Annotated in this window: 5 protein-coding genes; 3 read left to right on the top strand and 2 right to left on the bottom strand. The window is 54.2% G+C overall.

The window, feature by feature from the left end; genetic code table 11:
- Window positions 1-96 precede the first annotated feature (96 nt).
- A complete protein-coding gene (uvrA, locus tag LOC67_RS18010; protein WP_230264061.1) occupies window positions 97-6,492 on the top strand; it encodes an excinuclease ABC subunit UvrA in 6,396 nt (2,131 codons plus the stop codon).
- Window positions 6,493-6,620: 128 nt separating this feature from the next.
- Here uvrA and LOC67_RS18005 read toward each other — a convergent pair whose 3' ends face one another.
- Together LOC67_RS18005 and LOC67_RS18000 are read right to left on the bottom strand one after the other, a co-directional pair.
- Window positions 6,621-8,102, bottom strand: a complete 1,482-nt coding sequence (locus LOC67_RS18005) for a DUF1501 domain-containing protein (protein WP_230264059.1) — start codon at window positions 8,100-8,102, stop codon at window positions 6,621-6,623.
- Window positions 8,103-8,173: 71 nt separating this feature from the next.
- Complete coding sequence (locus LOC67_RS18000; RefSeq protein ID WP_230264058.1) at window positions 8,174-11,413, bottom strand: DUF1553 domain-containing protein; 3,240 nt, start codon at window positions 11,411-11,413, stop codon at window positions 8,174-8,176.
- A 307-nt stretch (window positions 11,414-11,720) separates the two neighbouring features.
- On the opposite strand from LOC67_RS18000, the gene LOC67_RS17995 reads away from it, so the two are divergent.
- Together LOC67_RS17995 and LOC67_RS17990 are read left to right on the top strand one after the other, a co-directional pair.
- Window positions 11,721-12,875 (top strand): hypothetical protein, encoded by a 1,155-nt coding sequence (locus tag LOC67_RS17995; protein ID WP_230264057.1) that lies wholly within the window; start codon window positions 11,721-11,723, stop codon window positions 12,873-12,875.
- Window positions 12,876-13,066: 191 nt separating this feature from the next.
- Window positions 13,067-14,557 carry a DUF389 domain-containing protein gene (locus LOC67_RS17990; RefSeq protein WP_230264056.1) on the top strand — a complete coding sequence of 497 codons (1,491 nt, stop codon included), beginning with the start codon at window positions 13,067-13,069 and terminating at the stop codon, window positions 14,555-14,557.
- Window positions 14,558-14,635 lie beyond the last annotated feature (78 nt).

The raw sequence follows: 14,635 nt of genomic DNA, 5'->3' as shown, positions 1-14,635 counted from the left end.
CATCCCCGCCTGCCGTGTGGGCTGACCCTTTCCTGGCCGGATCGGTAAACTGGGGCAAAAGGACTGCCGTATACCACAATCGCTGATACAGACCGAATGTCGACGACCGAAATCAAGGTCAAGGGTGCCCGCGAACACAACCTTCGTGATGTCAATCTGACGCTGCCACGTGGCGAGCTCATCTGTTTCTCAGGAGTTTCCGGTAGCGGAAAATCGTCTCTCGCTTTCGACACCCTGTACGCCGAAGGGCAGCGTCGCTACGTCGAATCGCTGTCCAACTATGCGCGGCAGTTTATGGGGCAGATGCCTAAACCGGATGTCGATCTGGTCAGCGGCTTGAGCCCCTCGATCTCGATCGCCCAAAAGTCCACCGGAACCAACCCACGCAGTACGGTCGGGACGATCACCGAAATCTACGACTTTCTGCGCGTCCTGTTTGCACGCGTCGGCACCCCGAATTGTCCCAATTGCCAAGTCCCCATTACGGCTCAGCCCGCAGACGCGATTACCTCTCGGATCCTAGATTGTGATCCAGAGTGTGACGTCTGGATCATGGCCCCTTTGGTCCGCGCACAGAAGGGTGAGTTCAAGGACTTGTTTGAAGACCTCCGCAAACAAGGATTCACGAGGGCTCGTGTCGACGGCGAAACGATTCGCTTGGCTGACCCTCCACCTTTGGATCGAACCCGTCGACACGATGTTGAAGTTGTCGTCGACCGCATCGGCGCTGACTTTCGTGATCGCGGTCGCATCCAAGAGGCCGTTGTCCAAACGTTGCGATTGGGCGATGCCTCCGTCATCGTTTCACTATCGGAAATAAATGCCGAATCGGCTGAACATCCGCGACAAGACATTCTCTACTCGTCCCGGTATTCATGCCCGTCCTGCGGCGAGAGTTTTCGTCCGCCATCACCACAGCTGTTTTCGTTCAACAACCCTCAGGGCATGTGCCAAGCCTGCGACGGACTTGGTCACCTTTACACATTCATTCCCGATCGGATCATTCCTGACGAAAAGAAATCGATTCGCAATGGTGCGATTTCGCTGCTAGGCAAGTGGGGCGACATCGGTCGTTACCGTCGCCACATCTACAAAGGTTTTGCTGATGCGATGGACAAGATGCTGGAGCTTGAATCCGGCTCGATGTTGCAAACGAAATGGCAAGACCTTTCTGCAGAGGCTCGCAAACTGTGGTTGTGGGGAAGCGACTCGACTTACGAACTTACTTGGCGAGGCGGTAAACGGAGTCGAAAGTACTCTGGCTCTTTCGATGGATTTATTCCCGAACTGCTCGATCGATACCGAACGACGAACAACAAGATGCAATTGCGGCATCTTGAAAAGTTCATGGACACGATCGACTGCGTTGATTGCCACGGTCAACGCCTAAATCGACAAGCCGCGGCAACCACGATCACAACCAAAAGCGTGTCGTTTGGTGACCAACAAAGTTTCTCGTTGCCCGAACTGTGTGACCTTTCCATCGACCGGTTGCACGAATTCTTTGTCGATTTGGAACTCTCCGAAACGGATGCAAAGATCGCGTCGGAAGCCTTAAAAGAAATCCGAACACGGATCGGATTCCTCTTGGGTGTCGGGCTGAACTACCTGACCCTTTCAAGAACCGCGCCGACGCTTTCGGGTGGCGAATCACAGCGAATTCGTTTGGCTGGCCAAATCGGCAGCGGGCTTGTCGGCGTACTGTACATTCTCGACGAACCATCGATCGGACTTCATGCGCGAGACAACGATCGGCTGATCGAAACCTTGGTGCGATTGCGGGACGCCGGCAATACCTTGATCGTTGTCGAGCACGACGAAGACACTATGCGGGCTTCGGATCGGATCGTCGATTTTGGCCCCGGTCCGGGTGTCCGTGGTGGCAAGATCGTCGGCATCGGTTCTGCCGACGAACTGGGTGAAAAGCCACGCAGCGAAACCGGTAAATACCTTTCCGGCGAAAAAACTATCGCGATCCCGCAACAGCTTCGCGACATCGATCACGAACAACAGCTCACCATTCATGGGGCCACGTTCCATAACCTAAGGAACGTCGATGCGACGATTCCGCTACAAACAGTCACTTGTGTGACCGGTGTCTCCGGAAGCGGAAAAAGCTCGCTGATCGGCGGCATTTTAGAACCCGCACTTCGCAACGCACTTAATGGTGCCGAAAGCGAAGTCGGTGACCATGAATCGATCAGCGGCTTAGAGCATCTCGACAAGACGATCGCAATCGACCAATCACCGATCGGCAGAACCCCGCGTAGCAATCCTGCGACGTACGTCAAAGTCTTCGACGAGATTCGCAACCTGTATGCGAAACTTCCCGAAGCGAAAACACGTGGCTACACGGCAAGCCGATTCAGCTTCAACGTTGATGGCGGACGCTGTGCGGCATGTGATGGCAACGGCGCCTCCAAGCTGGAAATGGATTTCCTCGCCGACATTTGGGTCACTTGCCCCGTCTGTGCCGGACGGCGATACAACCGCGAAACCCTGTCAGTCGAATTCAAAGGCGCATCGATTGCAGACGTCCTTGAAATGGATATCTCGCAAGCGTTGAAGCTATTTAAGAACGTCCCAAAAATCGCCGAAAAGCTTCAGACGCTGGTGGACGTTGGCCTGGAATACCTAAAGCTTGGACAGCCATCACCGACGCTGTCTGGTGGCGAAGCCCAGCGAATCAAACTGTCACGTGAGCTAAGCAAGAAAGAAACCGGGCGAACCCTTTACGTCTTGGACGAACCGACGACCGGTTTGCACTTCGCCGACATCGAACTGCTGCTCAAAGTCATCCACGGACTGGCCGATCGAGGCAACACCGTTGTGATCGTCGAGCACAACCTGGACGTGATCAAGACAGCGGACTACGTCATCGATCTTGGCCCCGAAGGCGGCGCCGGCGGTGGAACGATTATCGCAGCGGGGCGTCCGACCGACATCGCAAAGTGCGCCGAAAGCCATACCGGTGCCGCGTTGGCAAACGTGATGCAGGTGCGCCGCTCGAAGAAGAAAGCCAAGGTCGCCGACAACCGCACACACGTCGACTTGGCCCCTCCGAACGATCAAGCAAAAACCCACTTGGTCGTCAAAGCTGCCGATCAGCACAATTTGAAATCGGTCGACGTGGAGATCCCTCGCGACGCCATGACGGTGTTCTGTGGCCCAAGCGGAAGTGGCAAAAGTTCGATGGCGATGGACACGATCTATGCCGAAGGCCAACGTCGATACGTCGAGTCACTTTCGTCGTATGCCCGGCAATTCATCGGACAGGTTCAAAAGCCTAAAGTCGAACGTATCGACGGACTGTCCCCAGCGGTCGCGTTGGAACAAAAGAACCTCGGTCATTCGCCGCGAAGTACCGTCGGGACTGTCACCGAGGTTTATGACTACCTACGCATCTTGATGGCGAGACTGGGAACACGGTATTGCCCCGATTGCGAAATCGAAGTTGGCACGCAAACTCCCGACGAGATTACCGAAAAGGTACTCGCCATGCCCGAAGGAACGCGTGCACTGTTGCTTTCGCCGATCGAAGTCGTCGCCGGGGAAGCGTCCAAAGACACTTGGCAGTCGCTGCGTAGCCAAGGCTTTGCCCGAGTTCGAATCGATGGCCAAACCGTCGACCTTGAAGACGCGCCGGCACTTGATCCTCGGCGGAAGCAAAGTGTCGAAGTAGTGGTCGATCGAATCGTCATCAATCCGGACGAACGATCGCGAATCAGCGACAGCATTGAACAATCGCTTTCGCTAGGAATCGGCGTCGTCTCGGTTGCCATCGCGGACTCGGATCGTGAAGAGAAATACTGGGAAACGATCACCCACAGTCAACACTTGGTCTGTGGCACATGTGGACGATCGTTCCCGACATTAACGCCCCACCATTTTTCGTTTAACAGTTCCGTTGGCTGGTGCCAGCAATGCGAAGGCTTGGGGAAGCAGCGTGGGACCAACCCCGCGGCGTTGTTGGATTCGCCTCGCAAATCACTTCGCAAAGGTGTCGCGCACCTTTGGCCCAATGTCGAAGAGGATGTGTCGCTTTGGCTATTGCGAGCCCTTTCGCGGCAAACCGGAATCCCGATCGATCTCCCGTACGATGAGCTGACTGCGACACATCGACGAATCCTTTTTCACGGATTGGGTCCTCGCTGGATCGAAGTGAATCACCGTGATGCCAAACCGGAATCGGATTCGAATGAGCGCCTGTTCCGTTTCCAATTCAAAGGCTTTTACCCGGCGCTCGAAGAAGCTTCGCGACTGACGCCCGGCCTGCGCGGAAAACTGGAGCAGTTCGTCGACGAAATTGACTGCAGCTCTTGTCACGGTTCACGTCTACGCGAAGAAGCGGCGGCCTGCCGTTTTCGCGATCTGACAATGGCCGATTTGGTTCAGATGCCCCTGGAACGCTTGGAACAGGAAATCAAAACCTGGAAACTTGACAAGCGTGAAAAGAAAATCGCCGGTGAGTTGCTCCGTGAAGTGACATCACGTGTTCGCTTCTTGTTGGATGTCGGGCTCGACTACCTCACACTACACCGAGGCGCAGCAACACTATCAGGCGGTGAAGCGCAGCGAATTCGCTTGGCGGCACAACTGGGCAGCGGACTGTGTGGTGTGTTGTACGTGCTGGATGAACCGACGATTGGCTTGCACCCGCGAGACAACCTACGATTGCTTTCGGCACTTCACCGGCTGCGTGATTTGGGTAACACCTTGTTAGTTGTTGAACACGATCGAGATGTGATTGCCGGTAGTGACTACCTGTGCGACTTCGGTCCCAGAGCCGGACGGCATGGCGGGCGGATCGTCGCGTCCGGTGCGCCTACCGATCTGCATCCGGCTGAACAGTCCGTGACCGGTGGATACATTCAAGGAACCAAGCACATCACCGTACCGAAGTCTCGCCGACCGGTTTACACCGATGCGGGCCAGCCGATGGTGAACTTCCTATCGCTCTACGGCGCGTCCGAGCACAATCTACACGACGTCGATCTGAAAGTCCCGCTGGGAGTGATGACAGCGGTCACCGGTCCGAGCGGAAGCGGGAAAAGCACACTGATCGAAGGAACGCTGTACCCGATTTTGGCAAAACGTCTGCACCGTGCTCGTGAAAAACCGGGGCGTTTCGATCGCATCGAAGGCATGCGGCATATCGACAAAATCATTCGTGTCGATCAATCACCTATCGGTAATACGCCAAGCAGCAACCCGGCGACGTACACCGGCGTATTCGACCTAATTCGCAATCTGTTTGCCTCCATTCCCGAAGCAGCCGAACGTCGCTTTACGGCACGAACATTCAGTTTCAATGTGTCCGGGGGAAGGTGCGAATCTTGCGAAGGCAGCGGCCAACGCCGGATCGAAATGCACTTTCTGCCGGACGTTTGGGTGCCTTGCGAAGAGTGTGATTCGCGGCGCTACAACGACGATGTCCTGGAAATCAAATACCATGGCCAATCGATCGCCGACGTGCTTGAGATGTCCTGTGGCGAAGCCGTCGAGCTGTTCGCGTCAGAACCGCGGATCGTTCGCATTTTGCAAACGCTATGCGATGTCGGGCTCGATTATGTCACGATCGGCCAATCCGCGCCGACGCTTTCCGGTGGTGAAGCTCAGCGAGTCAAGCTGGCTTCGGAACTGTCTCGCCCGGGAACCGGCCAAACCCTTTATCTCCTCGACGAACCGACCACCGGTCTACACTTCGACGATATCGCCAAACTACTTGACGTCATGCAACGCCTCGTGGACTTGGGCAACACATGCGTGGTGATTGAACATAACTTGGATGTCATCAAGTGCGCTGACTGGATCATCGACATGGGGCCCGGTGCGGGTGTTTCAGGCGGACAGATTGTTTTCCAAGGCACCCCAGAACAGCTTGCAGCGACTGGTGAAGGCAAGAAGCGGAAGAATGTTTCTGTCACAGCACCATTCCTTGCCGAAGCTCTTTCGCAGTCAAACTCCTCGGCCAGTGCAACCGTCCAAAGCAAGCAACCACCGCAAGTACCAGCGGAGACTCGCATTGACGTTGAAGCATCAGCCCCCAAACCGAAGTCTAAAACGAAAAGCGTTTCGCGTCAGCTTTCGGCAAAGTCAGACGACATCTGGAAAGTGCTTGGCCGAAAATGGCACTCGATGCACAAAGGCTTTGAAAACAACGAGAAACCTGAATGGCCATTGAACCTTCCTGATCGACTTTTCACCCAAATCGAAAAGATCGCGGGCGAGGATAGCCTAAAAATGGCCGCATCAAACCGTGTTGATGTCGTCGGCGATGACGGAAAAGTCCGCCTGTCGATCAAGACTCGTGAACTGGATGCGGTGAAGATCGTGTCGCGCGATTCGATCGCCAAATCGGAGGTCGCGGAACTAGCCGAAGTCAACATATCGGTGCAGGGCGACGATGACGAAACGACGCTTTCGATCAATCGTCTCGGACAAGCTGCCAAACCTGCATTGAAACGCTTCCTCAAGAAAGCACTTCAGTAGATTGCTGAGGTGCTTTTGCTAACCACATTCCAGTCGCATGGTTGATGCTTCGTCTTTCGCGGCGACAGTTCCTTTGACAGCGTTGATGCCGACAACGCTGTGCAAATGGTTGAAGCAGCTTGCTCGCCTTACGCGATCAAGGGCTTGATCACATGGGCCGGTTCCACCCCGGTTAGCTTTTGATCCAAACCTTGATAGCGGTACGTGAATCGCTCGTGATCAAATCCCAACAGATGTAGAACCGTCGCGTGGAAGTCACGAATGTGGATCGGATCTTTGACGATGTTGTAGCTAAACTCGTCGGTTTCGCCGTAAATCGTTCCGCCTTTGGCACCACCACCCGCCATCCACATGCTGAAACAACGTGGGTGATGGTCACGCCCATAGTTGTCTCTGGATAGACGACCTTGGGTATAGATGGTCCGTCCGAATTCGCCACCCCAGATTACCAAGGTGTCTTCCAACATCCCTCGTTGTTTCAGATCTTCCAACAACGCATAGCATGGTTGGTCCACGTCTTTACACTGACTTGGCATCCGTCCTGCAAGGTTTCCATGGTGATCCCAATTGTTGTGATAGACCTGAATGAATCGTACGCCACGCTCGGCAAGACGACGAGCCATCAAGACGGAGTTGGCAAACGTCCCAGGTTTTTTCGCCGCTTCACCATACAGCTCAAACGTATGCTGCGATTCACTGGCGATATCGGTCAATTCAGGAACACTCGCTTGCATCCGATACGCCATTTCATATTGGCGAATCCGCGTTGCGGTATCGGGATCGTGGTATCGCTCCAGATTCAAACGATTCATTTCATTCAACTGTTCAATCGATCGCTTACGCAGTTGATCGGGAACCCCGGGCGGGTTGTTGATATAGAGAATCGGATCGCCGGAACTTCGGAACGAGACACCGGCATGTTCACCAGGCAGATATCCAGAATGCCATAGCCGTGCGGAAATCGCCTGCTCTTGTTCACGGTTGCTAGGGATCGCAACCAACACGACGAATGCCGGCAAGTTTTCATTCATCGAACCCAAGCCGTACGAAGCCCATGACCCGAGACAAGGACGACCGGCAACTTGATTGCCTGTCTGCATCGCCGCGATTGCCGGCTCGTGGTTGATCGCTTCGGTATTCAGCGAACGCATCCAGCAAATCTCGTCCGCCTTTTTGGCAAGGTTGGGTAGCAACTCTTGATTGAGCCACATGCCACATTCGCCAGCTTGCGTGAACTTGTACTTCGAGGGCGAAATCGGAAAACGAGATTGCCCGCTGGTCATCGTGGTCAGACGCTGACCGTTGCGAATCGATTCTGGCAGATCTTTGTCGTACCAGTCTTTCATTTGAGGCTTGTAGTCAAACAAATCCATCTGCGACGGCCCACCGACCATGTGCAAATAGATCACTCGTTTAGCCGTCGGCGGAAAGTGCGTGGGCACAGCACCGGGATGCCCACCGCCGGAAGGCACGCCCGATTCAGAAGCCATCGCGGAAGGGTTGTCGAAGGCGTTCCCCATCAGCGACATCATGGCCGCACCGCCTAAGAGGCTGCCGCCGGTGGTAAAGAATTTTCGGCGGGTCAAGAAAGCAGGGTGATTAAGATCCATCGTGAGACTCAGTATTGAATGTTGATTTGTCGTGAGTTTAAAGCTGTCGTGAACGTTGGCTGCGATTGAGGCTACTTACAAAGCACCTCGTCCAGATTCATGATCTGGTTGCAAAGCAACGTCCATGCGGCCAGCTTTGTCGATGGTAGATTCGAATCGGTTGGGGTTTCTCCCACACCGGTCAGCTTTGAAGCGTCATCGGGATGACCTTCGTAATACTTGGTGTACTCCGCCAAGCTGTCTCGCAAGATGCCTAGCTCGTCATCGGAAATATCGCGGCAGAGCACCAAACTGGTTGCGAAGCGAATCGCTTGATCATCATCCTTGGGGTCATGCGCGATCGAGTTTTGCGCCAGTTGGCGTGCGGCTTCGACGAACTGCGGATCATTCAACGTGACCAGTGCTTGCAGCGGAGTGTTGGTTCGTTCGCGGCGAACCACACAAAACTCGCGGCTCGGTGCATTGAAGGCTTCCATGTTTGGTGGTGGCGCCATCCGTTTCCAGAAACTGTAAACGGTTCGGCGGTAGAGCCCCGCACCTTTGTCTTCGACGTAAGCACGCGTATTGCTTTCGGGTAACCCGACAATGCTCCAGATATCGATTGGCTGGTAAGGCTTCACACCGGGGCCAAACATCTTCGTCGACAATAGACGTGAACTTGCCAAGGCGGCGTCACGCACCATTTCGGCATCCATGCGAAATTTGGGCCCTCGTGAAATCAGCGCGTTGCTCGGGTCCGCAGCAAGACTGTCTTCGGTTGTGAGCGCCGCTTGCCGATACGTCGCGCTTTCAAAGATTCGCTTGTAGAACCGTTTGACGTCCCAGCCGTTCTGCATGAAATCGACTGCCAAGTAATCCAGCAACGGCTGGTTCGATGGCGGTGCGCCGGTCATACCAAAGTCTTCACTGGTGACGACCAGGCCTTGGCCAAACACCTGTTGCCAAAACCGGTTGACGGTGACTCGTGTGGTTAGCGAATTTGCCGGATCGACCAGCCAATGTGCCAAGCCCAGTCGGTTATTTGGCTCACCTTCACGCATCGGGTGAAGCGATTTTGGTGTTGCAGCGCCGACTTCATCTCCGAGTTGGTCGTATTGACCACGGATCATGATATTGGCCATCGCAGGTGTGTCTTTTTCCTGCTGGATATGCGTGATCGGGCTGCGAGACTCGATCGCCGCTTTCTCCGCATTCAACTGATCAACCTTGGCTGCCAATTGACCGTAGTCTTTGTCTAGGACATCAAAGTAATAGCTTTCAACAAGTTTTCGATCACCGTCTTTAAGCATGTAGTTGTCGGCTTCATCGGTTCTGGCCGCTTGGTGATGAGCGATCAAGTCGAGGACTGAATCCAATTTCGCCAAAACGGTGACTTCTTGTTCTGATAGTGCTCTGCGATAGAGACGAACTTCGGAAACCGACAATCCTTCCATGCTCGGATCTGCATACCTTGAACCGATTTGAAATGGCACATCGGTCAAGATCGACGCATCGGGCTTCAATGTGTTCATCTCCGGCCGGAGCGATACCGCACGACCGTCAACATACAGCTTGATGCCGCCATATTTTTTCGACCCATCATAGGTGAATGAGACGTGCTGCCACTTTCCGGGACGCAATACGTCACCCGTTGTGGTTGCCTTGATCGCGTTCTCTGGCCAGCTATCGATCAGGTGCACGGCCAACCCGTTGCCTTGGCGGTACAAATCCCAACCGCGATAGGCATTCGGCGGATTCATTTTGCCAATGATGCCGGCACCACCGTCTTTAGGAACTCGAATCCATGCCGATAGCGTGAATGCTTCGTTCGCCTCGACCTTGCCAAACGAGCCCAGCGAGATCGAACCGTCTTTTTGAATGACAGGTGCGGCCGGTCGGTTGCCGTTCTTTTCCCAAACGAGATTTTGTCGCGCGTGGACTGTTGCGTCGACTTCGCCATATAAAGCGATATCGTTGCCTTGGCCTTCAGACAATGGCACATGAAACGCAAGCTTTTCGCTAGGCAACTTGGACTGCAAATCCGAAGGCGTGACGGATTCAATCCAACCGGCAATCTTGGTGAGGGTTTCTTGGCGATGCTGATCGCGAGTCTGAGTCGCCGTTGCGATTTCACCGGGCAACGCATCCCAACGCGGACGATCGTCGTCATTTGGCAAATACAAGATAGGCCCAACACCCTCTTTTCGGTTGCCGTCTTTCGGTCCCTGGGTGGTGTTTCGAAAGAACGCTGCAAGCGAGTAGTAATCTTGCATGGTGATCGGATCAAACTTGTGATCGTGACACTGTGCACAGTTAGTTGTCAGCCCGAGAAACACCCAACCGAATGTTTGAACTCGATCGGCTGCGTATAACGCGAGGTTCTCTTCATCGATCGTGCCACCTTCGTTGGTGGTGATATTGCAACGCTGAAAGCCGGTCGCGACCAATTGGGATTCGGTCGGATTTTCAAGCAGATCACCGGCAATTTGTTCAACAACAAACTGATCAAAAGGCTGGTTCTCGTTGAATGCTCGGATGACCCAATCACGATAAGGCCACATTTCGCGATAGTTGTCAAAGTGCAATCCGTGTGTGTCGCCATATCGTGCGGCATCAAGCCAGTATCGGCCGCGGTGCTCCCCCCACGAAGGACGACTCATCAAGCGATCGATCCATTCGCTGTAAGCTTCATCCCCGCGATCGGCGTAGTCTTTTTCGAACGCGGTCCGATCTTCTGGTGACGGAGGCAATCCGGTGATATCGAGATGCAATCGTCGGAAAAGGACACTCGGTTTGGCTTCGCCCACCGGAGTCAAACCGGCATCCTTAAGTGCCGAGTACACATAGTCATCGATTTCATTCTTACGCCAATTCGGATTGGCTGTTTCTTTGGGCTCGGTGACCTGAGGCGGCACAAATGCCCAGTGTTTCTGATACTCCGCACCTTGTTTGATCCAGCGAACGAGCACTTGTTTCTGCTCTTCGCTGATTGTCTTTTTGGTCTGTGGCGGAGGCATGATCAAATCCGGATCGTCTGTTTCGATCCGTGCGATCATCTCGCTTTCTTCGGGGCTGCCGGGAACAACGGCGGCTGAATCGAACGCACTTTCGGCTTCGTCTAAACGCAAGCCGGCTTCGCGCGAATGATCATCAGCCCCATGACAGGCGAAACAATAGTCTGCCAAAATCGGCCGAACATCGCGGTTGTAATCAACCCGGTCGGACTCATCCGCCGAACATTTGGCGGGAAAAAATGAAGCAGCGAAAGAGAGCGCGCCAACGCTGGCGAACATCGCTGCAGAGCGCATGCGACGACACACGAAATGTCTCATCGAAAATCCTTTGAATCGAGTTAGCCAATCGCAATCAAGCAATCGGTACTGTTTCGGTGGGAAAGGATCGCAGGTCGGTGGGATATTTCATTGCGAAACGAAGTGTCAGGCAGGCTAAACGTGGCCTCCAGACGCTTACCCAGTGTGAGTACGGGTAGTTTAATTCAACTCTATCTTGAGTTCGATATCAACTGGCCCAGAAAACCATCCGACACCCCCAAACTTGTTAGACTGATCACACAAATCCGGGCCTGATGAATGATGTCCGGAACACCACCCGCCGGCCCCTCTTTTGGTCTAAATCGTCATGCCCTCCCGACTCACAATTCCGCGTCGGTTCTATCACCTCCCGGTTCGGATTCATTGCCTTTGCGTCCTACTGGCAATCGCGTGGACCTCGACGTGCGATAGTGACGACCACATCAAACAATTGATCGACCAAGATTCAATCGCGTGGAACAGTTTTGCAGGGACGGGGCGAGCAGACTCACCTTCGGCAGACAAACCTTCACCTCCAAAAGAAATTGCACTTCGAAATGTCTACGGGATCGAAGTCACACCGGATGCGATCTTCTTCAGCACGGTCGATGATCATTCGATCTGGAAATGCACACGCGACGGAAGCTCCATCGTTAGGTTCGCGGGTACAGGCGAAGCAGGCTATAGCGGGGATGGAGGTCCGGCGATCGAAGCAACGTTTCGAAAGCCGCATGAGATTCGTGCGGATAGTCACGGAAATTTGTTTGTCGCCGATACCTTCAACCACTGCGTTCGACGCATCGATGCGAAGTCCGGTCAGATCACGACGGTCGGCGGGACAGGCGTCGCAGGCTTCTCAGGAGACGATGGGCCCGCGGCAAAAGCGACTTTCGATCAACCACATAGCATCGTCCTAGCAGGCGACGATACAGTCCTCGTTGCTGACACTCGCAACCATCGACTTCGCCGTATCGATCTAGACAAAGGACTCGTCAACACCATCAGCGGCGACGGAAAGAAAAAGCTTCCTCAAGAAGGCGCGGCGATCGATCAAGTTTCTCTTTTCGGCCCGCGATCACTTGCGATTGATGATCAATCGATCTGGCTGGTGCTCCGTGAAGGCAATAGCGTTTGGAGAATCGACCGCAGCGCGAACACAATCCACCGTATCGCAGGAACCGGAAAGCAAGGCCACGATGGCGACGGTGCAAACCCGCTGCACGCGACCTTCCGCGGCCCCAAAGGCATCGGTGTTGACTCCCAAGGAAACCTGCTCATTGTTGATACCGAGAACCACGCGATGCGATATGTCGATTTAAATAACAACGTCATCCGGACGCTTCATGTTGGAGGAAAAATGAAACGCCCCCATGGCACTGCGGTACTGACTGATGGAAAAGGCATCGACCGATTCTTTGTTTCCGATTCGGAAAACCATCGGGTATTGATTTCGCCAAGCCAATCAACGGATGGATCTGAATAGGGGCAACTCCTTCGGTCAGCTATCGCAGTTCGCGATGCAATTTGGTGGATCCATGACAAGGATCTTTGACAAGATCCACTACGTTAGAAGACAAGGTTGGTGCATTGGGGAAAGAAGCGTGCACTGGTAGACTGTTCAACCGATTTGCCAGCCTTCAACGATGATCCAATGCAGGATGCGAGAGCCGATTTATGAGCGTCACGATTCTGATTCATTCAGAGGAACATGTCCGAATCGCATCGGAATGGGGAACCGTCTTTGCCGAGTCTCTCGACGCACCAATCCAACCCATCGTGGTCGGCGAAAACACCGAGATCCTACGTCGACACGCTCAGTCGATCCTTGAAGAGAAATTCAAACGCCAGAATCAGGGCAGCACAAAAGTCCTGTCGGCGGCTGAGTCTGTTGATGAGGTATTGAAGATTTGCGTCGAAGCCGGTTCGCGAGTCATCATTCTCCTGCATGCCGACCAGCATGAAGACTGGCAAAAAAAGCTCTTCGAAACGTCAACCTTTCCGGTGGCCTGGTTGTGTCCTGCGGCGAGTCCTCCGACGGACGAGTCACATGTCGTCGGTGGCTTTGAAATCGGGCATCGCGAAACGAATCGCGTCAGCATGCGATTGCTCGGAATGCATCCGTCAAGCTGGGCTTTGCACACAACACCACCGGCAGAGATGGACTTCGGCCAGCGGCTTGATGTCGTACGAAACTCTTTCGAGGACGAAAGTAGCCACCCGGAAACACTGCTGATTCTCTATGTCGATTCGGTCGAAAAGGAGAACATCATTTATCGCTCCGGCTTAAGACTGCTCGATCACGATTTCGGAACCTCCGTGCTGCTGGTCCGCGAAGGCGAATCAATGGTGCCAAGCTTGGTCACCCGTTTTCGCCGCTGGACAGATTCCATCACTCCGCCACTGACACGTTCGGAACGAATCGCCTTACAGGAAGACATCGAAAGCGGCTCGAAGCCGAGCTTTGAATTCTTGGGACTGATTAGCGCCGCAAGTGTGCTAGCGGCCTTTGGTCTATTACAGAATAGTGCCGCTGTCATTATCGGTGCCATGTTGATCGCCCCTTTGATGACGCCCATTCTGGGAGCGGGGCAGGCAATCACATTGGGCAATCGACCATTATTTCGCACGGCCTTTTGTGCGATCGGGCTTGGATTCGTCGGTGCGATCGCGGCAAGCATGTTGTTCGGCGGGCTAGTCTTGCTCTTTGACAGGCCGGACCTTTCGCCTTCGCGTGCGACCGAAATGTGGGCTCGATGCAATCCGTCACCCATCGACTTTTGCGTTGGGTTAGTCGGCGGAATGGCGGCCGCCTACGCAAGAACGCGTAGCCATCTGTCTTCCGCACTTGCCGGTGCGGCGATCGCTGCGGCTCTCGTTCCACCGATTTCGACTGCAGGCTTGCAGCTTGTTTTCGGAATTTGGCAACCAGTCAGCCAAGGTCGTCCGATCATCGGCCCGCTTATTGTCAGTTCGATCAATGTCCTGACCATCATGATCGGTTCCTCATTTGTCTTATGGATCCGAGGGATGCGCGTCCGATCGACAAGCGACAACCGACGAAAAGACCGCTGGGAAGCGCGCGTCGTCGTTGCGTTGATCTTGATCATCATGCTTGCGCTCGTAGCTGTGCTGCAAGCGAAACTCCCCAGCCAAATCGTCCAATAGACGTTCTGGCGTTTTATCGCTTTGGAAAACGTCTCGACCGAAGCGAATGGTTATCATGGCAACCCACGTGGATTTGCC

The organism is Stieleria sp. JC731 (assembly GCF_020966635.1).
GTDB lineage: Bacteria > Planctomycetota > Planctomycetia > Pirellulales > Pirellulaceae > Stieleria.
This window is presented reverse-complemented; position numbering and strand designations above follow the sequence as displayed.